This window comes from Mesorhizobium sp. P2_B11, assembly GCF_056404855.1.
On sequence record NZ_JBFUDF010000002.1, the window covers coordinates 63,021 to 83,546 of the forward strand.

The 20,526-nt window shown below is 63.0% G+C and carries 18 protein-coding genes; 11 read left to right on the forward strand and 7 right to left on the reverse strand.

Annotated elements, in window-relative coordinates; all coding sequences use genetic code 11:
- Nucleotides 1-53: 53 nt before the first annotated feature.
- Together AC1DYJ_RS04710 and AC1DYJ_RS04715 are read right to left on the reverse strand one after the other, a co-directional pair.
- Nucleotides 54-269: a hypothetical protein gene (locus tag AC1DYJ_RS04710; protein WP_477287877.1), complete on the reverse strand. Its 216-nt coding sequence runs from the start codon at nt 267-269 to the stop codon at nt 54-56.
- Nucleotides 266-1,015 carry a COG4280 domain-containing protein gene (locus AC1DYJ_RS04715; RefSeq protein WP_477287879.1) on the reverse strand — a complete coding sequence of 250 codons (750 nt, stop codon included), beginning with the start codon at nt 1,013-1,015 and terminating at the stop codon, nt 266-268. The genes AC1DYJ_RS04710 and AC1DYJ_RS04715 overlap by 4 nt, the downstream gene beginning before the upstream one ends.
- 272 nt (nt 1,016-1,287) lie before the next feature.
- On the opposite strand from AC1DYJ_RS04715, the gene AC1DYJ_RS04720 reads away from it, so the two are divergent.
- The 4 genes from AC1DYJ_RS04720 (at nt 1,288) to AC1DYJ_RS04735 (ending at nt 5,861) form a co-directional block, all read left to right on the forward strand.
- The gene (locus AC1DYJ_RS04720; protein WP_477287975.1) at nt 1,288-2,196 is read left to right on the forward strand and encodes a substrate-binding domain-containing protein; all 909 of its coding nucleotides are present in this window, start codon (nt 1,288-1,290) and stop codon (nt 2,194-2,196) included.
- 136 nt (nt 2,197-2,332) lie between these two features.
- Nucleotides 2,333-3,835 (forward strand): sugar ABC transporter ATP-binding protein, encoded by a 1,503-nt coding sequence (locus tag AC1DYJ_RS04725; RefSeq protein ID WP_477287881.1) that lies wholly within the window; start codon nt 2,333-2,335, stop codon nt 3,833-3,835.
- Nucleotides 3,832-4,848: an ABC transporter permease gene (locus AC1DYJ_RS04730; protein WP_477287882.1), complete on the forward strand. Its 1,017-nt coding sequence runs from the start codon at nt 3,832-3,834 to the stop codon at nt 4,846-4,848. Before AC1DYJ_RS04725 ends, AC1DYJ_RS04730 begins: the two co-directional genes overlap by 4 nt.
- Nucleotides 4,849-4,859: 11 nt before the next feature.
- Nucleotides 4,860-5,861, forward strand: coding sequence for a LacI family DNA-binding transcriptional regulator (locus AC1DYJ_RS04735; protein ID WP_477287884.1), 1,002 nt, complete (start codon nt 4,860-4,862; stop codon nt 5,859-5,861).
- A 178-nt stretch (nt 5,862-6,039) separates the two neighbouring features.
- On the opposite strand, the gene AC1DYJ_RS04740 is transcribed toward AC1DYJ_RS04735, so the two are convergent.
- Together AC1DYJ_RS04740 and rocF are read right to left on the reverse strand one after the other, a co-directional pair.
- A complete protein-coding gene (locus AC1DYJ_RS04740; protein ID WP_477425971.1) occupies nt 6,040-7,098 on the reverse strand; it encodes an ornithine cyclodeaminase in 1,059 nt (352 codons plus the stop codon).
- A complete protein-coding gene (gene rocF, locus AC1DYJ_RS04745) occupies nt 7,095-8,030 on the reverse strand; it encodes an arginase (protein ID WP_477287888.1) in 936 nt (311 codons plus the stop codon). Before rocF ends, AC1DYJ_RS04740 begins: the two co-directional genes overlap by 4 nt.
- 142 nt (nt 8,031-8,172) lie before the next feature.
- Here rocF and AC1DYJ_RS04750 point away from each other — a divergent pair, with 142 nt between their 5' ends.
- On the forward strand, nt 8,173-8,613 hold the full coding sequence (locus tag AC1DYJ_RS04750; protein WP_477287890.1) for an Lrp/AsnC family transcriptional regulator: 441 nt from the start codon (nt 8,173-8,175) through the stop codon (nt 8,611-8,613).
- A 323-nt stretch (nt 8,614-8,936) separates the two neighbouring features.
- On the opposite strand, the gene AC1DYJ_RS04755 is transcribed toward AC1DYJ_RS04750, so the two are convergent.
- Nucleotides 8,937-10,217: a M15 family metallopeptidase gene (locus AC1DYJ_RS04755; RefSeq protein ID WP_477287892.1), complete on the reverse strand. Its 1,281-nt coding sequence runs from the start codon at nt 10,215-10,217 to the stop codon at nt 8,937-8,939.
- A gap of 282 nt (nt 10,218-10,499) precedes the next feature.
- The gene (locus tag AC1DYJ_RS04760; protein ID WP_477287894.1) at nt 10,500-11,294 is read right to left on the reverse strand and encodes an NYN domain-containing protein; all 795 of its coding nucleotides are present in this window, start codon (nt 11,292-11,294) and stop codon (nt 10,500-10,502) included.
- A 541-nt stretch (nt 11,295-11,835) separates the two neighbouring features.
- Here AC1DYJ_RS04760 and AC1DYJ_RS04765 point away from each other — a divergent pair.
- The 3 genes from AC1DYJ_RS04765 to AC1DYJ_RS04775 are packed head-to-tail and all read left to right on the forward strand — an operon-like array spanning nt 11,836 to nt 15,444.
- Entirely contained in the window at nt 11,836-13,050 is a 1,215-nt protein-coding gene (locus AC1DYJ_RS04765; protein WP_477287896.1) for a glycosyltransferase family protein, read from the forward strand.
- 1 nt (nt 13,051) lies between these two features.
- Nucleotides 13,052-14,296 (forward strand): glycosyltransferase, encoded by a 1,245-nt coding sequence (locus AC1DYJ_RS04770; protein WP_477287898.1) that lies wholly within the window; start codon nt 13,052-13,054, stop codon nt 14,294-14,296.
- Complete coding sequence (locus AC1DYJ_RS04775; protein ID WP_477287900.1) at nt 14,293-15,444, forward strand: glycosyltransferase family protein; 1,152 nt, start codon at nt 14,293-14,295, stop codon at nt 15,442-15,444. The genes AC1DYJ_RS04770 and AC1DYJ_RS04775 overlap by 4 nt, the downstream gene beginning before the upstream one ends.
- 37 nt (nt 15,445-15,481) lie before the next feature.
- Here AC1DYJ_RS04775 and AC1DYJ_RS04780 read toward each other — a convergent pair whose 3' ends face one another.
- Nucleotides 15,482-16,168 carry a class I SAM-dependent methyltransferase gene (locus AC1DYJ_RS04780; protein WP_477287977.1) on the reverse strand — a complete coding sequence of 229 codons (687 nt, stop codon included), beginning with the start codon at nt 16,166-16,168 and terminating at the stop codon, nt 15,482-15,484.
- Nucleotides 16,169-16,440: 272 nt separating this feature from the next.
- Between AC1DYJ_RS04780 and AC1DYJ_RS04785 the strand changes: the two genes are divergently transcribed.
- From AC1DYJ_RS04785 to AC1DYJ_RS04795, 3 genes are read left to right on the forward strand one after another with little or no spacing between them, the layout of a single operon-like run.
- A complete protein-coding gene (locus tag AC1DYJ_RS04785) occupies nt 16,441-19,155 on the forward strand; it encodes an ABC transporter transmembrane domain-containing protein (RefSeq protein WP_477287902.1) in 2,715 nt (904 codons plus the stop codon).
- Between the two features lie 34 nt (nt 19,156-19,189).
- A complete protein-coding gene (locus tag AC1DYJ_RS04790; RefSeq protein WP_477287904.1) occupies nt 19,190-19,636 on the forward strand; it encodes a cyclic nucleotide-binding domain-containing protein in 447 nt (148 codons plus the stop codon).
- Between the two features lie 16 nt (nt 19,637-19,652).
- Nucleotides 19,653-20,507 carry an MBL fold metallo-hydrolase gene (locus AC1DYJ_RS04795; protein ID WP_477287906.1) on the forward strand — a complete coding sequence of 285 codons (855 nt, stop codon included), beginning with the start codon at nt 19,653-19,655 and terminating at the stop codon, nt 20,505-20,507.
- Nucleotides 20,508-20,526: the final 19 nt, after the last annotated feature.

Below are 20,526 nucleotides of genomic sequence, written 5' to 3' on the forward strand. Positions count from 1 at the left end.
GTTTTTACGCAATTCCGGACGGAAAACCGCTACACACTTTTCCTGGAATTGCTCTACTGACCGAAGCGCCGCGCCGCGCGGCGCACGCTGTAGAGCAGGATGGCGAGGCAACCCGCCAGAAGCAGGATGCCGCCGGCAAGCGGCGGCAGCGCCAGCAACTTCACCGCCGCGGTGATCGCCACGATCAGCACCAGCGCCAGCGTCGCCAGGCTGCCGTCGTCGATGAACATACCGACGAGTTCCCTAAGGATGAGGCGCAGGATAGTCATCGGGCGGCTCCTTGTGCACTCCTGGGGTCGCGCAACCAGCGCACGATGGCGAAGGACGCGACGGCGATGATGGCGAAGATGGCCAGCAGCGCCAGATCGGCGCCCGGCCAGTCGGCGCCAAGCCCTTCGCCGGTCCAGAAAATGCCGAAGCTGGTCAACATCAGGCCGACGGCGAATTTGAGCGCATTTTCCGGCACCCGCGCCAGCGGCCGGTGCACCGCCAGGCCGATGATCGTTACCAGGATGAAGGCGGCCAGCGCGCCAAGGCTGGCATAGAAGGTCTGCGCATGCGCGGCGCCGACGGCAATGACGATGAACACCACTTCGACACCTTCGAGCAGCACCGCCTTGAAAGCCGCGAGCCCGGCGAGATAATCGGCGCGGCGGTCATTGGCCTGTTGCTGCAAGGCGGCGGTTTCCTTGGAAAAGGCGGCGTCCTCGTCATGCAGGGCGATGACGCCGACGCTGCGCAAAATGGCTTTCCGCAGCCAACGCATGCCAAACAGGATCAGGAGCACGCCGACGACGAACTGCAGCACGGTAATCGGAACCAGCGCCAGCAGCGGTCCGAAGGCCAGCACCAAAGCCGCCAGCAGCGCCAGCGCCAACGCCGCGCCCGTCAGCGCCGGCCGCCAGCTGCGGGTGACGCCGACCGCCAGAACGATGGTGAAGGCCTCGACCACTTCGACGAAGGAAGCGAGGAACGAGGCGGTCACGGTCGACAGAATGGGTGTCAGGTCGTGCATGAAGGCTTCCTGTCTGCCGGGGTCACCAAGTCCAGAATCACCAGGCCGGGAATCATTGGGCGTTGGGAACGATACAGCGCTCAGGCGGACAGTCGATACGGGATACGCTGTGGCATGAGTTCGACCGCCGATATTGACACCTGGCAAAGCCAGGCACTAACCTGCGGCGTAATCGGTTACGTAACCGATTACCAGGGATCACAGAGGAGGAAATCATGAGCAAGAAAACAATTACGGACGGGCTCGGCCCGTTCTCGCGCCGCCAGTTCCTGATGACCGGCGCCATGGCCGCGGGCGCACTCGCGCTGCCGCTTGGACCGGTGTTCGCCGCCGACAAGCCGAAGGTCGGGCTGGTCATGAAGTCGCTCGCCAATGAGTTCTTCAAGCAGATGCAGGCCGGCGCCGAGGAGTATGCCGCCAAGAACAAGGACAAGTTCGATTTCGCCGCCGTCGGCATGAAGGACGAGCGTGACTTCGCCGCCCAGGTCGACGCCATCGAGAACTTCATCACCCAGAACTACAACATCATCGTCGTCGCGCCGGCCGATTCGAAGGCCATGGTGACGCCGATCTCCAAGGCGCTGCAGGCCGGCATCAAGGTCATCAACATCGACGTCGCGCTCGACACCGAAGCCAAGAAGAAGGCCGGCATCGACCTCGCCTTCTTCGGTCCGGACAATCGCGGCGGCGCCAAGCTTGCCGGCGATGCGCTCGGCAAGGCGCTGGGCAAGGGCGGCAAGGTGGTCATCCTTGAAGGCAATCCGGAAGCCGACAATGCCAAGGAGCGCAAGCTCGGCTTCGACGATGCGGTCAAGGAAAACGGCCTCGAGCTGCTCGACTCCAAGACGGCGCATTGGGAGACCGAGGAAGCCAACACGCTGATGACCAACTTCCTCACCCAGTACCAGGACATACAGGGTGTGATGGCGGCCAATGACTCAATGGCGCTCGGTGTCGTCAAGGCACTCGACGCGGCCGGCAAGTCGGGCCAGATCAAGGTCGTCGGCTTCGACAACATCCCGGCCGTCGGCCCGCTGCTCAAGGCAGGCAAGATGCTCGCCACCGTCGAGCAGTATGGCGCGCAGATGGCCGCCATGGGCATCGATTACGGCCTGCGCGAAATGGCCGGCGAAAAGTTCTCCGGCTGGGTCAAGACCGACATCAAGCTGATCACCGGCTGAGACGAGCGAACCGCGCCGGTACTCCCTCCGGCGTTTCCGCTTGTCTCATCGCCGCCGCCGGCAAACTGTCGGCGGCGGCGACGACGCGTCTATGATGCCTTGACGGCAAAAAGGGCGCAAATCAGGATTCCGCTGCATGACCGATGCAATTCTTGCCCTCGAGGGGGTCGGAAAGATCTTTCCCGGCGCCGTCGCGCTCAGCGACGTGTCGCTGTCGATCGCGCGCGGCGAAACCCACATCATCCTGGGCGAGAACGGCGCCGGCAAGTCGACGCTGATCAAGCTCCTGGCCGGCATCTACCAGCCGGACTCCGGCGCGATCGCCTTCAACGGCCAGCCCTATCGCCCGAAGACGCCGCATGACGCGCAGCTCTCCGGCATCCGCATCGTGCATCAGGAACTCAACCTGTTGCCCTACCTCAGCATCGCCGAGAACCTGATGCTGGAGAAGCTGCCGCGCCGCGCCTTCGGCATTGTCGACGGCAAGGCGCTCAACAGCCGCGCCATGGCGCTGTTGAAGGAGGTCGGCCTCGACATCGATCCGCGCACCCGCGTCGAGGCGCTTGGCGTCGCGCAGATGCAGCTGGTCGAGATCGCCAAGGCGCTGAGCAATGACTCAAAGCTGCTTGTCCTCGACGAGCCGACGGCGACGCTGACGCCGCCGGAGATCGAGCGGCTGTTTGCCATCATCAAGCGGCTGAAGGCCAAAGGCGTCACCATCATCTACATCTCGCACCGGCTGCATGAGGTGTTCGAGATTGGCGACAGGGTGACGGTGCTGCGCAACGGCAAACTGGTCGCGACGCGCGACCTGCAAGGCCTCACCGTGCCGGACCTGGTGCGCATGATGATCGGCCGCGACATTGCCGACGAATATGGCTTCGACGCGTCCATCGTGCCGGGCACGGTGGCGCTCAGCGTCGCCAATCTCAAACGCAGCGCCGAGACGCCGGAAATTTCATTCGCCGTCCGCCATGGCGAAATCCTCGGCGTCGCCGGGCTGGTCGGCAGCGGCCGCACCGAAGCCATGCGGGCGCTGTTCGGCGCCGATCCGAAACTCGACGGCGTCGTCGAGATCGACGGCAGGCCGGTGGCGATCGCGGCGCCCAAGGATGCGGTGCGGCACGGCTTGAGCCTGCTCACCGAAGACCGCAAGGGCCAGGGCCTGCTACTCGACATGGCGGTCGACAAGAACATCACCATCACCGATCTCGGCAAGGTCTCGCGCAACGGGCTCATCAACCGCCGTGCCGAGGCCGCAGCCGCCAACGATCTGGTCGGCCAGTTGCGCGTCAAGGCGAGCTCGATCGAACAGGCGGTGCGCAATCTCTCGGGCGGCAACCAGCAGAAGGTGGTGCTGGCCAAGTGGCTGTTCAGGGGCACCTCGACGCTGATCCTCGACGAGCCAACGCGCGGCGTCGACATCGGCGCGCGGCGCGAGATCTACCAGCTGCTGTGGATGCTCGCGGCGGCGAAAAAGGGCATCATCATGGTGTCGTCCGACCTGCCCGAGCTGATGGGCATGTGCCACCGCATCATCGTCTTTTCCAAAAACAAGATTGTCGGCGACGTGCCGCGCGCCGCGTTCGACCAGGAACACATCCTGTCGCTCGCCTATCAGGAGTATGTGCGACCATGAGCGAGACGTCGCAAGTGACTATTTCGGCGCCCGTTTCGCCGGGCCGGGCGAAATTCATCCGCTTTCTGGTGCGCGATGCCGGCGTGCTTTTGGCGCTGGTGCTGATCACCGTGTTCTTCTCGGCGACGGCGCCCTATTTCGCCACGTCGGGCAACGCGCTGAAAATCTTCGTGCAGATCGCCATCAACACGGTGCTGGCCGCCGGCATGACCTTCGTCATCCTCACCGGCGGCATCGACCTTTCTGTGGGATCGGTGCTGGCGCTGTGCACGGTGGTCGGCGCAACCGTCATGATCGACGAGAGCCTGTCGCCGGGGGTAGCGATCCTGCTGGCGCTGCTCGCCTGCATGGCCACGGGTGCCGTCTGCGGCTTCCTCAATGGCTGGATCTCGACGCGCTGGAAGATCCCGTCCTTCATCGTCACGCTCGGCATGCTCAATATGGCGGCGGGCGCGGCCCGCGTGGTCAGCGACAATTCGACCATCACCGGCCTGCCGCAGAGTTTCGTCGATTTCGGCAACCTCATCATCGGCGGCTTCCTGCCGTCGATCTTCCTGATCGCCGTGCTGGTGATCGCGGCCGGCTGGTTCGTGCTGCGCTTCACCGTCTTCGGCCGCATGATCTTCGCCGTCGGCACCAATGACGAGGCGGTGCGGCTGTCCGGCCACAATCCGGATTTCTACAAGGTCGCCGCCTTCACCATTAGCGGCCTGACCGCCGGCATCGCGGCGATGGTCTATCTGTTGCGCCTCAACATCGGCAGCCCGATCGCCGGCGTCGGCTACGAGCTCAACGCGATTGCGGCCGTCATCATCGGCGGCACCAGCCTCAGCGGCGGCAAGGGCTCGATCATCGGCACGCTGGTCGGCGCCTGCATTTTGCAGGTGCTGTCGACCGGACTGCAGCTGCTCGGCGTCGGCGACAATTTCAAGCCGATCGTGATAGGCCTTGTCATTGTGCTTGCCGTCATCCTAGACGCGTACAGGGAGCGGCTTCTGAGGGTGATCCGCTAGGGGAATAACCGATGACGACGATTGCCGATGTCGCACGCCATGCCGGAGTGTCGGTCGCAACCGTCTCGCATGTGATGAACCGCACGCGCCATGTCGAGCCGGAGACGGCCGAGCGCGTGCGTTCGGCCATCGCCGCCCTGCGCTATAGCCCCAACACGCTGGCGCGGAGTCTCAGGCGCGGCGAGACCAAGACCATCGGCCTGCTTTTGCCGGACAATTCCAACCCGTTCTTCGCCAGCGTCGCGCGCCAGATCGAGGATGCCGGCTTCCTCGCCGGCTATACGGTGATCCTGTGCAACTCCGACGGCAGCGCCGAGAAGGAGGAGCGCTACCTCCAGGTGCTGATGGCCAAGCAGATCGACGGGCTGATCTTCGCCGGCTCGTCCGACCATGCGCGGGTGTTCTCCAGCGTGCTGCCCGGCGTGCCGGCGGTACTGCTCGACCGCGAGATCCATTCGGTCAATGTCGATTCCGTGCTGGTCGATCACGATCATGGCGGCTATCTCGCCGGCCGCTATCTGGTCGGGCTCGGCCATCAGAAGATCGGCGTCATCGGCGGCCCGCGCGATTCCAGCTCGAGCCCCGCCCGCCTGCGCGGCTTCGCCAGGGCGCTGCAGGAAGCCGGCCTCGACCTGCCGGCGAATACGATAGTCGATTCCGACTATCACTTCGCCGGCGGCCGCACCGCGATGGAACGGCTGATGGCGCAGGCGCCTGGGATCACGGCGCTTTTCGCCTGCAACGATCTGATGGCCATGGGCGCGCTGACGGTGCTGCGGGCGCGCGGATTGCGGGTTCCCGACGACATGTCGATGATCGGCTTCGACGACATACCCTATGCCGTCACCACCTGGCCGCCGCTGACGACGATCGCACAGCCGGTCGAAAAAATCGGCACACGCGCCGTCAGTCTGCTGCTCGCCCGCGTCGCCGAACCGGCGGCGCACTCGCGCCGCGAAGTGCTGACGCCGGTGCTGGTGGAGAGGGAGAGCTGCGCGGCGTTGCGGGGGTGATTAGCCTCTTTCTCCCCCGTTCTACGGGGAGAAATGTCCGGCAGGACAATGAGGGGCGGCGCTGAGGCCGCGAGATTGTCTTTCCGACGAGGCTGCAACGCGCTCATCGTTGAAGCCGGCGCTGCCCCTCATCCGCCCTTCGGGCACCTTCTCCCCGTGAACGGGGAGAAGGGAAAAACTATGCCGCCGTTTCCAAACCTGCCCTCAGCAGCATGCCGAAGAGGTCGCGCGGCTCGTCGGGATCGGCGAGCAAATCGAGCTCCTCATAGAGGCTGGTGGCCTGGAGCTGGTCGCGGACATAGCGGAGTGCCGAGAAATCTTCCGTGGCGAAGCCGACGGAATCGAACAGCGTGATCTGCTTGGCTGACGTACGGCCTTCGGCCTGGCCGGTCATCACCTGCCACAGCTCGGTCACCGGATGGTCGGCGTCGAGCTGCTGGATTTCGCCTTCGATGCGCGTCTGCGGCGGGAATTCGACAAAAATGTCGGAGCGCAACAGGATGTCGCGGTGCAGCTCGGTCTTGCCCGGGCAGTCGCCGCCGACCGCGTTGATGTGCACGCCGGAGCCGACCATGTTGTCGGTCAGGATGGTGGCGTACTGCTTGTCGGCGGTCACCGTGGTGATGATGTCGACGCCTTCGACAGCGTCCTGTCCTGTCGTGCAGATGGTGATGTCAAAGCCCTTGCCGGCGAGGTTGCGGGCGCATTTTTCCGAAGCGGAGCGGTCGATGTCGTAAAGCCGCAGCCGGTCGATGCCGAGCAGCGCCTTGAAGGCGACGGCCTGGAATTCGGACTGGGCGCCGTTGCCGATGATGGCCATCGAGCGCGCACCCTTGGGCGCCAGATATTTGGCCGCGACTGCCGAAGTGGCCGCGGTGCGCAGTGCCGTCAGGATCGTCATTTCGGTCAGCAGCATCGGATAGCCGGAACCGACATCGGCGAGCACACCGAAGGCGGTGACGGTCTGGCGGCCCTCGCGCATGTTTTTCGGATGGCCGTTGACATATTTGAAGCCGTACATCTTGCCGTCGCTGGTCGGCATCAGCTCGATGACGCCGTCATGGCTGTGCGAGGCGATGCGCGGCGTCTTGTCGAACAGCTCCCAGCGGCGGAAATCCTCCTCGATATAGGCGGCGAGCTCGGTCAGGAACCGCTCGACGCCGATGGTCAGCACCAGCTTCATCATGCGGTCGACGCTGACGAAGGGAACGATGGCAAGGCGGGATGGCTGGGTCATGCAATGCTTCCGGAATGGCTGCGGGTCGGACGGTCCATGATGCGGCGGCCCATCAGGCTGGCGGCGAGATCGACCATCAGCGTCGCGGTGCGGCCGCGCTCGTCGAGGAACGGGTTGAGCTCGACCAGGTCGAGGCTGGAGACAAGGCCGCTGTCGGACAGCATCTCCATCACCAGATGCGCCTCGCGGAACGTGGCGCCGCCTGGCACGGTGGTGCCGACGGCCGGCGCGATCGAGGGATCGAGGAAGTCGACGTCGAGGCTGACATGCAGCAGGCCGTTCTCCTTCTCCACATTGGCCAAAAAGGCGCGCAGCAGCGAGGCGATGCCGTGCTCGTCGATGGAGCGCATGTCGTGCACGGTCACGCCTGCTTCGTTCAGCGCGCGACGCTCGGCGGGATCGACGCTGCGCAGGCCCATGGCGCAGATGCGGCGGGGATCGACCGCGACGTCCAAATCGGGGAAATAGCCCTCGAAGCCCGACCGGCCGCTGGCATAAGCGAGCGGCACGCCATGCAGATTACCGCTTGCGGTGGTGTCGAGCGTGTGGAAATCCGGATGCGCGTCGAGCCACAGCACAAAGAGCGGCCGGCCGCGTTCGGCAGCGCGGCGCGCCACGCCGGACACGGTGCCGGCGGAGATCGAATGGTCGCCGCCGAGAAAGACCGGTATGGCGTCCTTCGATGCCGCATAGGCGGTCTCGGCGATCGCCGCCGTCCAGGCGGAAATCTCCGGCAGCGCCTTCAGCGCCAGATTGCCGTGGACGATGGCGCGCGCCGCAGCCGGCTGCACGGCGCCCCAGTCCTCGACCTCATGGCCGAGTTCCGACAGAACCGAGACAAGTCCCGCCGTGCGCAGCGCGCTCGGCCCCATCTCGCATCCCATCCTGCCTGCGCCGTCCTGCACCGGCGCGCCAACGATCCTGCAGCGCATTCTTTTGTCCCCGTGATTGATTGGGCGATTGATGGGTGGAATGAACCATCCCTGCCCGGCAGTTTGAACAGGCGAAATTGGCATTTCGAGAAGATTGATTTATCATTCCGCTCAGTCAGATTGATCAAATTGGATAGCAGCTATGGACGTGCTCGACGAAAGGCTGGTCACTCTGCTCAGGCACGATGCCCGGCGCAGCATCTCCGATCTCGCGGTCGATCTCGGGGTATCGCGCGCCACGGTCAGGGCGCGCATGGAGCGGCTGGAAAAGACGGGTGAGATCATCGGCTACACCGTGGTGCTGCGCGCCGACGCCGTCGACCAGCGGATACGCGGCGTGATGATGATCGAGATCGAGGGCCATGCCGCCGATCGCGTGGTGCGGGCGCTCGGCGGCCTCGCCGAAGTCTCGACCATTCACACCACCAATGGCCGCTGGGACCTGGTGGTCGAGCTCGGCACGGCCTCGCTCACCGATTTCGACGCGGTGCTGCGGCGGATACGGCTGATCCCCGGGATAACCGGCAGCGAGACCAGCCTGCTGCTGGCGACGCCGCGGACGACAAGGGCAAGGCTGGCGTAGTCAGGCCGGCGTGTTCACGCGAAGATTGGGCACGGAACTGGCGAACGGGTCGCCTGCCTGACCGACCCCGCGTTGGCTTGCGCGGCAAGCTGCTCGGCTTCGCGCCGCGTCAGCCCCATCAGCAATCGTCCTTCCACCTCCGCAGGCAGCGCTGACAGCAAATCGTAGACAAGCCAGTGGTCACATGGATCTTGCATGGCTGCGAATCTCATTGGCGCTCCTCTTATCGGCGCATCTCAATTTTTGAGGAGGTCGGTCGTTCCGTCTTTAATCGATAAAACTCGATTAACGATTGAAATATCGAGAAATTGCCAAGCTTATGGTCAGAACAGCTTCGGCTGGTCGGCGGCTGCAAGCTCGAAATGCATGTAGTCCTTGGTGCCGGTAGCCGCGCCCAGCCAGCGCAGGCCGCCGCCGTCGCTGGCGGCGAGCCCGGCTGCGGCTTGCGGCGCCAGGTTGAAGAAGCCGAAGCGGGCAACCGAAGCGTCGGTGCCGATGATCTTGGGCGTGGCGACTCTGGCCGCCCTGCGTGACAGGTCGGCGGCATCGGCCAGCAGCTTCGCGGTCGACTTGGCCTTGGCCGGCGTGGCGCCGGCACCTTGCAGCAGCGTGGCGAGATCGGTTTGCTTGGCTGGCACGGCGGTTGCCAGCGCATGGGCATTGGCGAGCTTCGCCGCCGGCAATGTCACGCCGGCCAGCCGTGTTATGGCGTTGCCCATGGCGGCCTTGAGGCCATCGGCATTGGCGAATGCGGCAACGACAGCGGCGTTGGCCTTCGACAGCACAATAGCGGCCGGCAGCAGCGTGTCATAAGGGCCGCCGGCGCGCAGCGTGGCGCTCTCGGCGCCGTAGAGGTCGACGCCGGTGAAGGCGGCGATGATGGTCAGCGGCAAAACGGTCTTCTTGACGTTCGGGTTGATCGCCGGATCGATGTCCACCGCCCAGCCGAAGGAATGATTGCTGAGCTGCGTGGGCGAGTTGACATTGGGCCTGATGTTGAAGCCGCCGACGCTCTTGATCCCGGTCAGCGCGGCCGTGGCGCCCTTGGCCGTCAGCAGCGCCACCGTGTTCGCCAGCCTGGTCTTGAGCACCGGATGCACCGGCGACTTGAAGCTCGCCTTGGGGAAGCCGGCGCCCGAGAGCTGGCTATAATAGGCGTTGACGCGGTCGATCGCCTTGGCCGGATTGCTGGGCGCGCCGAACTGCGCATAGAGCCGGCTGCGAATATTCTGAAAACCGGAAAAGCCATCGCTGATGTTGTTTCTGACGAAGGCCGAAAGCTTGTTCCATTCCGCCAGTATGTCGGCAGCACTTGTGGACCCGGCGGCCTCGAGCGGGCTGATCCGGTCCAGTGCCGTCAGCAGCGCCAGCCTTAGCGTGGCGGAGAGTTCGCGCCGGTTGAGCGCCTGCGGCAGCGCCGTCACGGCCGGCGCCTCGAACCCCGGAAACAGCGTCGTCTGGAGATGGCCGTCATAGGCCAACAGCTGTTGTTCAAGCTGCGGCCACAGCCAGATCAGCGTCTCGCGATCCGTGACACGCGCCGTGATCGCCGCGACAATCGCTTCGACCCCGGCCTTGGAAATCCGATCGACATTGGCGGTCACGGCAAATCCTCCCCCTTTTAGACATGGCGCGCGGCAGACTGAAAGGCCGCGGGATCGCGGGCCTCCGGTCTTGTCATCCAGCGCTTGGAAGAAGACGTATCCACTGCACCCCCCGGTCAAGCAGTCGCAAACATCTGATGAGATAGTATCGTATTCGCCCGATAGCGTCGACCTGGCGGAATTCGGGGAACAGTGAGTTCCCATGTGGCTTGCCATGGCCCCGGAATCGGTCGGGATAGCGTGCAATCAGACGCGAAACGTCCGATCCCTGTCCCCGCCGGGTCAGCTTGCTTTCAGTCGAACCATGACGACCTTCTGGTCACCGACACGCTCCACGTCGAGAATACCAGAAGCGACCGCTAGGTCGCTTAGTCGCGCATAGCCGTAGTTTCTGGCGTCGAAGTCTGGAGACTGTTTTGACAGATGAGTGCCTACGCGACCGAGATTTGCACGGCCGTCCTCATCTGCCGATGCCTTCACTGCCTCTTGAAGCATGCCGAGAGCGACGTCGTCCAGCCCGCCATTCGCCGCTCCACCTCGCGTTGGCCGGCTTTGTTTCGGTTCGATTTTGACGGGTATCGCAGGAGCTGGCTTTGCTACGGCCTTCTCTGGGATGATCGAGGGTGTCTGCGGCTCTGCTGCCGCGCCGCCGAGCACATCGAAATATATGAACTTGTCGCAGGCAGTGATGAATGGTCGAGGCGTCTTGCGTTCGCCGAACCCGTAAACGGTTATGCCCTGTTCGCGGATGCGTGACGCGAGCCTTGCGAAATCGCTGTCGCTCGAGACGATGCAGAAGCCGGAAAACCGCCCGGTGTAGAGCAGGTCCATCGCGTCGATGATCATCGCACCGTCGGTCGCATTCTTGCCCGTCGTGTAGGCGAACTGCTGTACAGGTTGAATGGAATGCTTAAGCAGGCACTCCTTCCAGCCGTTGAGGTTTGGCTTCGTCCAGTCACCGTAGATTCGCTTGACGCTTGCTGTGCCATAGTTGGCGATCTCCGCGAGAAGCCCCGAAATGATCTTCGGGGAGGCGTTGTCGCCGTCGATTAAAAGCGCAAGTGGATCGCTCGTCATTCCGCAAACTATCGTATCCACCCGCCGGCGTCGATCTGGCGGAATTGCGGGAAGGGCGCGTAGCGCTTCCCCTCAGGGAATTGCGTCAAATGCACCCCTGAACAAGCGCAGGGACCGGGCGCTTGCCACCGGCCTACGCTGATGGCAGGATAAAAGGCCGCAACGTGCGGCCTCTGGCGGTCGTTGCGTTCCAATGGATTATGAAGCATTTTCCCAAGGTGCGGGGTTCTCCTCACAATGTGCGGCAACCTCGTTTCCCCTTGTCGCCCTCAACTTTTCGCAATATGCGCTCTGCCTGCCTCAGGCCGCAGGCCTGTAATTCCACGGGGTCAAGCCTCATGACAGAGATTTGTGCTCGAGCCGTATGTCGTCGACGAAGACAAGGCATGGCGTCACATCAGCGCCCCTTGGCATTCGTTTCCAGGTGAAGAACGCCGTTGCGTACCCCCTCATGCCTCAAAACAGGCCGGCAGATCCGCGGATTATTTTGAAGCTTGCGGGGTTGCCCACGGTCCGGCGAGAATTCTAAAAGACGCTCAACATGACACAGCACGCAAAAGACGCCCGAATTCTTATGTACAGCCACGACACGTTCGGGCTCGGCCACCTGCAGCGGTGCCGAACGATCGCGCATTCGCTGGTCGGGGATTTCCGCGGACTGCAGGTGCTTATCATTTCGGGTGCGACCATCGCCGGCGCCTTCGACTACCGCGCCCGTGTCGACTTCGTGAAAATCCCCAGCGTCATCAAGCTGCGCAACGGCGAATACACCTCGCTGGAAAAGGATATCGATCTGCATGAAACGCTGAGGATGCGGCAGTCGATCATCCGCCACACCGCCGAGAGCTTCCGGCCGGACATCTTCATCGTCGACAAGGAACCGCTCGGCCTGCGCGGTGAGATCGAGGACACGCTGTCCTACCTCAAGACGCGGGGCACCACGCTCGTGCTTGGCCTGCGCGAGGTGATGGATGCGCCGCATCTACTCGAAGCGGAATGGGCGCGCAGGGATGTGATGCGCAAGATCGGCCTGTTCTACGACAAGGTCTGGGTCTATGGCCCGCCGGATTTCTACGACCCGTTGACCGGCCTGGATGTGCCGCCTGCGGTCAGGGCAAAGATGAAGTTCGTCGGCTTCCTGCAACGCAGCCTGCAGCAGAACGAGTTGCCCGGACATCGGCCCGAGGGCGACTATATACTGGTCACCACCGGTGGCGGCGGCGACGGCGCCGACCTGATCCACAATGTCATCGAAGCCTATCAGCAGGATCCGGGATTGCAGCACAGGGCGCTGATCGTGCTTGGGCCTTACATGCCTGCGCGCAAGCGCAACAAGCTCGTCAGGAAGGGAGCCAGGATCCCCTATATCAAGATCATCGAGTTCGACAACCGCATGGAAGAGCTGATTGCCGGCGCCAAGGCGGTGGTGGCGATGGGCGGCTACAACACCTATTGCGAGATATTGTCCTTCGACAAGCCGGCGCTGATCGTGCCGCGCGTCACGCCGCGCGAGGAACAGCTGATCCGCGCACGGCGCGCAGCCGAACTCGGCCTTATCGAGATGCTTTTGCCGGAGGAAGCCGAGGACGCCCAGCGGTTTGCCGATGCACTGAAGGTGCTGTCGGACCGGCCCCGCCCCTCGCAGAGCAATCCGCATCTGACGCTGGAAGGGCTGCCTCATATTTCCGAAATCGTCGCGGAACTGCTCGACCGCCGGGCCGGCCATTACCTTTCGGTCATCGAAGGCATGAACTGAGTTGCAAAACCGCAAGATCGTCGTGGTTCTGAAGGGCTATCCGCGGCTGTCGGAAACGTTTATCGCGCAGGAACTGCTCGGTCTGGAGCGTGCGGGGTTCGACCTCATACTTTTCGCGCTCAGGCGGCCGACCGACGCAAAACGCCACCCCGTGCATGACGAGATCAAAGCGCCGGTCCATTACCTGCCGGAATATCTGCACAGGGAGCCGCTGCGCGTGGTTCGCTCGCTGTTTGCCTGCTTGCCGCGGCCGGGCTTCTGGCGCGCGCTCAAATCGCTGGCTGCCGATATCCCCCGCGACTTTACGCGCAACCGCGTGCGCCGCTTCGGGCAAGCGCTCGTGCTGGCGGCCGAATGGCCGCAGGACGCGGGCTGGCTGCACGCCCATTTCGCGCACACACCGGCATCGGTGACGCGCTATGCCAGCCAGATTCGTGGCCTGCCCTGGAGCTGCTCGGCCCATGCCAAGGACATCTGGACGTCTGCGGACTGGGATCTGGCCGGCAAGCTTTCCTCGGCGCGCTGGACGGTCACCTGCACCAGAACCGGCTTCGACCACCTGAAAAAACTCGCCAACGGCAACTCGTCGGTGCATCTGAGCTATCATGGGCTCGACCTCGATCGCTTCGGCAGTTTCGACGCGGCGCGACAGCAGCATGACGGCTCGGCGCCGGACGAACCGGTCATCGTTCTGAGTGTCGGGCGCGCCGTTGCAAAGAAGGGTTACGACACTTTGCTGGAGGCTCTTGCCCTCCTGCCTGGCGATCTGGCCTGGCGTTTCGAGCATATTGGCGGCGGCGAGGAGCTGGAACGGCTCAAGGCGCTGGCGCGAAAGCTCGGACTGGAGGGTCGCATCTCCTGGAAAGGCGCGCTGGCGCAGAAGGAGGTGCTTGAGCACTACCGCAGCGCCGATATCTTCGCTTTGGCCTGCAGAATCACCGCGGATGGCGACCGGGACGGCCTGCCGAATGTTCTGGTGGAGGCAGCCAGCCAGCGGCTTGCCTGCGTGTCGACCGATGTTTCCGGCGTGCCGGAGCTTTTGTCGTCGGATGAAACCGGGCTGCTGGTCCCCACGGAAGATCCCGCTGCCCTGGCACAGGCGCTGGAGCGCCTGATCCGCGATCCCGCGCTGCGCGGCCGCCTCGGCGACGCCGCGGAACAGCGCGTGCGCGGCAATTTCGATCATCTGGCAAGCATCGGACAGCTCAAGGACCTGTTCGAGCGGGAGTGGCGGGCCGCCGAATGAAGCGGCTCAACGTTTTCTTCTATGTCCAGCACCTGCTCGGCATCGGCCATCTGGCGCGCGCCAGCCGCATTGCGGCGGCTCTGGCCGATGACGGGTTCAACGTCACCGTCGTGACCGGCGGAGCGCCGATCGCGGGCTTTCCGGGACCTGATGTAAACTCCGTCACCCTGCCACCCGTCACCTCCGGCGATGAAGGATTTTCCGGACTTGTCGACCTGCAGGGCAAGCCCATCGACGATGATTTCAAGAAATTGCGCTGCGAGATGCTGCTGCAGGCATTCCGCGACTGCAGGCCTGACATCGTCATCATCGAGGCCTTTCCCTTTGGACGCCGGCAGGTGCGTTTCGAACTCTTGCCGCTGATCGAGGCGATCGACGCAACATCGCCCAGACCGCTTTTGGCGACGTCGGTGCGCGATATCCTTCAGGAGCGTGTCAAGCCGGGCCGAAACGAGGAAACGGTCGATCTCGTCAACAGGCATTTCGACCTTGTCATGGTCCATGGCGATCCGGATTTCGCAACCCTCGACAAGACCTTTCCTCAGGCCGGGGCGATCAGGGCCGAGGTCGCCTACACCGGGCTCGTTGCCGCGCCGCCGGCGCCCGCGGCCTCCGAGCGCTTCGACGTTGTGGTCTCGGTTGGCGGCGGTGCCGCCGGAAAAAGCCTCGTCCGATCCACCATCGCGGCGGCGCGCAATGCCAAAAACGCCTGGAAATGGTGTTTGATCACCGGCCCAAACCTGCCGAAGGACGAGTTCGACGCGATTTCAGGCGATGCCACGCCGGGCCTGTCCATCTTCCGGTTCCGCGAGGATTTCGCCAGTCTGCTGACCGGCGCCCGGCTGTCGGTCTCGCAGGCGGGCTACAACACGGTCTGCGATGTTTTGCGTGCGGGGTGCCGCTCGTTGCTCGTTCCCTTTGCGGCCGGCGGCGAAACCGAACAGACGGTTCGCGCCCTGATGCTCGAAGAGCTCGGCCTGGCAACGGTGCTGACGGAACAGGACCTGACGCCTGAAGGTCTGGGGCAAGCGATCGAACGGGCGCTTGCGGGACCGGCGCCGGCCGCGCATCGTCTCGATCTGGACGGCGCGCACCGCTCGGCGCAAATCCTGCGCGAGCGGTATCGAAGCTGGTCCCTGAAAACGTAACGCGGGTCGCGTCTGGGTTGGATTGGCGCAACGCGCTTCAAACAGTTCCGATCAGCATGAAGCGCGTGTATTTTTTTGTCGGCAGTTCGCCGGAGAACCTGATCTCCCGCAGCGCCGCCATGGCTTCGAAGGCTGCCAGTGAAGCCACGCAGTTGATGTGCGTCGGCTCGCTGAAATAATCGTTCGATTGCAGCAGCACGGTCGTGCCCCGCGGAAGCAGGGCAAGCCAGGCGGGCAGGTCGGCTATGTGTTCGCAGCTCGTATTGACGATCAGGTCGGCCCCTCCGGCCGCATAATCGAGTGCGTACATATCGTTCGTCAGCGCCTGGAACCGGTCGCCGGCTTCCCGGTTGAGGGTCCGGGCGACCGCTCCGACGTCGGGATCGATGTCGATGCTGTCGACCGCCGCTATGTCGAAACGGGCGTCGTTGAAAAGCATTGCCGGCAACACGCCGTACCATCCACCCAGAACCCATATGCGCTCGAACCGGCCGCCGCAGCTTTCGAACAGGTTGTCGAGCGCCCACATCTTGCAGGCGACCTGCTTGTGGTTGAAGGCGTTGGCGATATCGGCCTGCGGATGCTTGGCGATGACGCGCGCCAGCCCGGTCACGAGAGGATTGTCGACATAGGCCGCAATTCCCCGCGTGAGGTCCAGGGCTTGCTCGTGCCCCTCCAGGCTGGCATTGGCCAAACCGGCATTGCGTGGTTGCGTGACATCCATCATATTCCTCTTCTATGTTGGGATTTCGGGCGACACAACGCTATCTTGGCTCCGGCAAGGCTGTTTGGTTCGCGGACATGATTGTGCCGCGAGCCGCTTCGCTATTGCCCGGCGCCGGAGAAAGGCTGTTGCATCTGTCCGGATCATCGGTGTCCATCCACCAGGCTCGCAGCTGCAGTTTCGAGCTTGTCGTTGGCGGCGAAGACATAGCCGATACACCACTTGCCAGCAGGTGCTTTCACATCCTGCAGCCTTCAACCTGACAGTCGCATATGGAACCCAGCCTAGCCCGCTATATCTGGAGGCACACCAGGAAGCAGCAGATCTGGATATTGGTGATCGTCGTGCTTTCGATGATCCCGTATTTCATGTCCTTCGATCTGCCGAAGCTGATCGTCAACGGCCCGATCCAGGGCAAGGGCTTCGAGCAGCCGGGCGCGACCCTGCCCTTCATGCGGCTTCACTATAATTTGCCATTCATTGGCGAGGTCCAGTTCTTCTCCGGGTTTCAGCTCGACCGCAAGGAGACGCTGCTTGCGCTCAGCTTCGTGTTCCTGTTGCTGGTCGTCATCAACGGCCTGTTCAAACTCTACATCAACACCTACAAGGGCCGCCTCGGCGAACGCATGCTGCGGCGTATCCGCTTCGATCTGATCGATCGTGTGCTGCGGTTTCCGCCGGTTTACTTCAAGCGGGTGAAATCGGCCGAAGTGGCGACCATGGTGAAGGACGAGGTGGAGCCGCTGGGCGGCTTCATCGGCGATGCCTTCCTGCAGCCGGTGCTGCTCGGCGGCCAGGCGCTGACGGCCATGCTGTTCATCATGGTCCAGAACGTCTGGCTCGGAATGATAGCGCTGGTGATCGTGGTGATCCAGATCGTCCTTATCCCGCGCATGCGGCGGCGGCTGCTCGTGCTGGGGCGCCAACGGCAGTTGACGGCGCGCGCGCTTTCGGGCCGGGTGGGTGAAATCGTCGACGGCATCGGCACGGTTCACGTCCACGACACGTCAAACTACGAGCGCGCCGACATAGCGGCCCGGCTCGGGCTCATCTTCAAGATCCGCTTCGATCTTTACCAATGGAAATTCATGGTAAAGTTCCTGAACAATTTTCTCGCGCAGCTCACGCCCTTCCTGTTCTACATGATCGGCGGCTATCTGGTCATAGCGGGGCGCCTTGACGTCGGCCAGCTGGTGGCCGTGATCGGCGCCTACAAGGACCTGCCCGGCCCGATGAAGGAGCTGATCGACTGGGATCAGGATCGCCAGGACGTCCAGGTCAAATATCAACAGGTCGTCGAACAGTTCAGCGTCGAGGATATCATTGCGCCTGATATCGGGGCATTGACGATCGCCGATCCCGGTCCGATGACCAACCCGCTGTCGGCGATCGGTGTGTCGATAGCAGACGATGGCGGCGCAATGCTCCTCAACCGTATCTCCCTGCAGGTCAAGCCGGGCGAGACGGTGGCGCTGGTCAGCACCGCAACAGGTGGCGCCGAGGCGCTCGCGGAAGCCTTCGCGCGGCTGAACTGGCCGGACAGCGGCAAGGTCGCTTCGGGCGCCGACGACCTGCTTGACCTCCCCGAAGCGGTGACCGGCCGGCGCATGTCCTACGCCTCGTCGGATGTTTTCCTGTTCCAGGCAAGCCTGCGCGATAACCTGCTCTACGGGTTGAAACATGCACCGCTGACAGAGGTGACCTATGAAGGTGCGGCGGCAGACCAGCGTCGCTGGAACATCACCGAGGCGCAACGGTCGGGCAATCCGGATCTCGATGTCCACAGCGACTGGATCAATTATGCTTCCGCCGGCGCTACCGGCCCGCACGACCTCTTCGAAGCCGTGCGCCGTGTGCTCGACGCGGTCCTTCTGTCGAGCGACATTCTGGATCTTGGGTTGCGCTCTTCGGCCGACCTCACGCGTCATACGAAGCTTGCCGGTCGGATCGTCGAACTGCGCGCGGCGCTGCGAACCCGGCTGGAACAGGAAAAGCTGACCGAACTGGTGGTTCCTTTCGAGCCGGGCGCCTACAACAAGGAAGCGACGATCGGCCAGAACCTGCTCTTCGGTGCCGCCGCTGGCCCCGAACTGGCCGACAAGGCTCTGGCGTCCAATCCCTATTTCGCTTCGGTGCTGAAGCAAGCCGGCCTCGACCGCACGTTCTACGAAATGGGTATGGAGATCGCCGAACAGGCGATCGAGCTGTTTGCCGACCTGCCGCCCGATCACCAGTTCTTCCAGCAGCTCGCCTTCATGAGCGCCGAGGAGATACCCGCCTACGAAAGCTTGCTGCAGCGGCTCAAGAACCGTCCCTACGAGACGGTTTCGGAGGCCGACCGGGCCATGATCGTCACCCTAAGCTTTGCCTATATCGAGCCCCGGCACCGCTTCGGCCTGCTGACCGACGAGCTGATGAGCAAGATCGTGGCTGCGCGCAACCAGTTCTATGAAAACCTGCCGCCCGAGCTGCAGAACGCGATCGAACGGTATGATCCCGCCAAATACATTGCCGCGGCCACCGTCATGGACAATGTCCTGTTCGGGCGCGTGGGCAACAACCATCCCGACGCGCCGGACCGCATACGCTCCATCGTCTATGACATTCTTGACGAGCTGGGGCTTTATGCCGAGCTTCTGGATGTCGGCCTGGACTTCAACGTCGGCGCCGCCGGCAGGCGGCTGACCGGAGGACAGCGACAGAAGCTCGACGTTGCCCGAGCCTTGCTCAAACGTCCCGATTTTCTCATTCTCAACCGGCCGTTGTCGGCGATCGACCAGCGCGTGCAGGACAAGGTGCTGCGAAACGTGCTCGAGGAAGCCAGGCGCGACGACCATTCGCCGGCAATTGTGTGGGTGGTGACCAGTCCGGCGATGGCGATGATGTTCGACCGCGTTATCGTCTTTGACTCCGGTCAATTGGTGGAAGACGGTACACACGAGACACTTTTGGCAGAGAACGGTATCTTCAAGGAACTTCTGTCATAGTCTGGCAGACGCGAATTTAGGAAGGTTTGCGACAATGCTGCTCAAGGATGAAGTTGGAATGCTGCAACGCGTTCCCTTATTCTCTGGCATCGAGCCGGCAAAGCTCAAGTTGCTCGCGTTCACATCCGATCGTGTGAACTACAATGCCGGCCAGATACTTTTCCGGCAGGGCGACGAAGCGGACGCCGCCTATGTCATTCTTTCAGGCAAGGCGGATATTCTGGTCGATTCCGACAGCGGACCGATAACAGTTGCCGAGTTGTTGCCAAATTCGATCGTCGGCGAGATCGCCATATTGTGCAACAGCTCCCGCACCGCCACCGTCAGAGCGGCAACTGATCTGGAGGCCTTGAGAATCCGCAAGGACCATTTCCTGAGGCTTATGAAGGAGTTCCCGGAAATGACCATCGAGATATTGCGGGTTCTTGCCGATCGGCTAAGCCATACGACCGCGGATCTGATCGACGCACGAAACGCCTAGATGGGCGAAAAGTAGCATGGACGACGACGACGACGATTTGCTGGTCCGATTTTGGGGCGTTCGCGGCAGCATTGCGGTATCCGGGCCAGAATTCGCCCGCTATGGCGGCAACACAATCTGCATTGAGATGCGATGCGGCAAGCATACGCTTCTGTTCGATGCGGGCTCCGGCCTGCGGCCTGCCGGAAAGGCGCTTCGGGCTTCGGGCGTCACCGATTTCGACCTGTTTTTCACCCACTGCCATTACGATCACATTATCGGCCTGCCGGCTTTCAAGCCTATCTACGAACGGGGCATCAAGCTGACGCTTTGGTCCGGACATCTCGCCGGACGCATGACAACCCGCCAGATGGTCGATGAATTCATCCGGCCGCCGTGGTTTCCGATCAAACTGAATATCTGCAAGGCAAGCCTGGACTTCCGCGATTTCGCTTCCGGAGACGTGCTGCGCCCACGCGAAGGCGTAGAGGTCAGGACCGGTAGTCTCAACCACCCGGGCGGCTGCATAGGCTACCGCGTCGAATGGGGTGGCCGCGTCGTGGCGGTGATCACGGACACCGAGCACGAGCCGGGCAAACTCGACCAGGCGGTGCTCGACCTGATCAGAGATGCCGACCTCGTCATCTACGATTGCACCTACACCGAGGCGGAAATGGAGCGCTACCGCGGCAACGGGCACTCGACATGGCAACAAGGCGTCAAGCTCTGCGAGGCCGCCGGCGCGCGCGGGCTTGCGCTGTTTCACCACGATCCGTTTCGCACCGACGATGACCTGGACGAGATGGAGAAACTGGCCAAGGACAGGTTTGCCGGCGCTTTTGCCGCGCGGGATGGCCAGACGCTCAAATTCCCGGCCCACAAAAAGCGCTGAGCTATTTTCCTATCTCTTT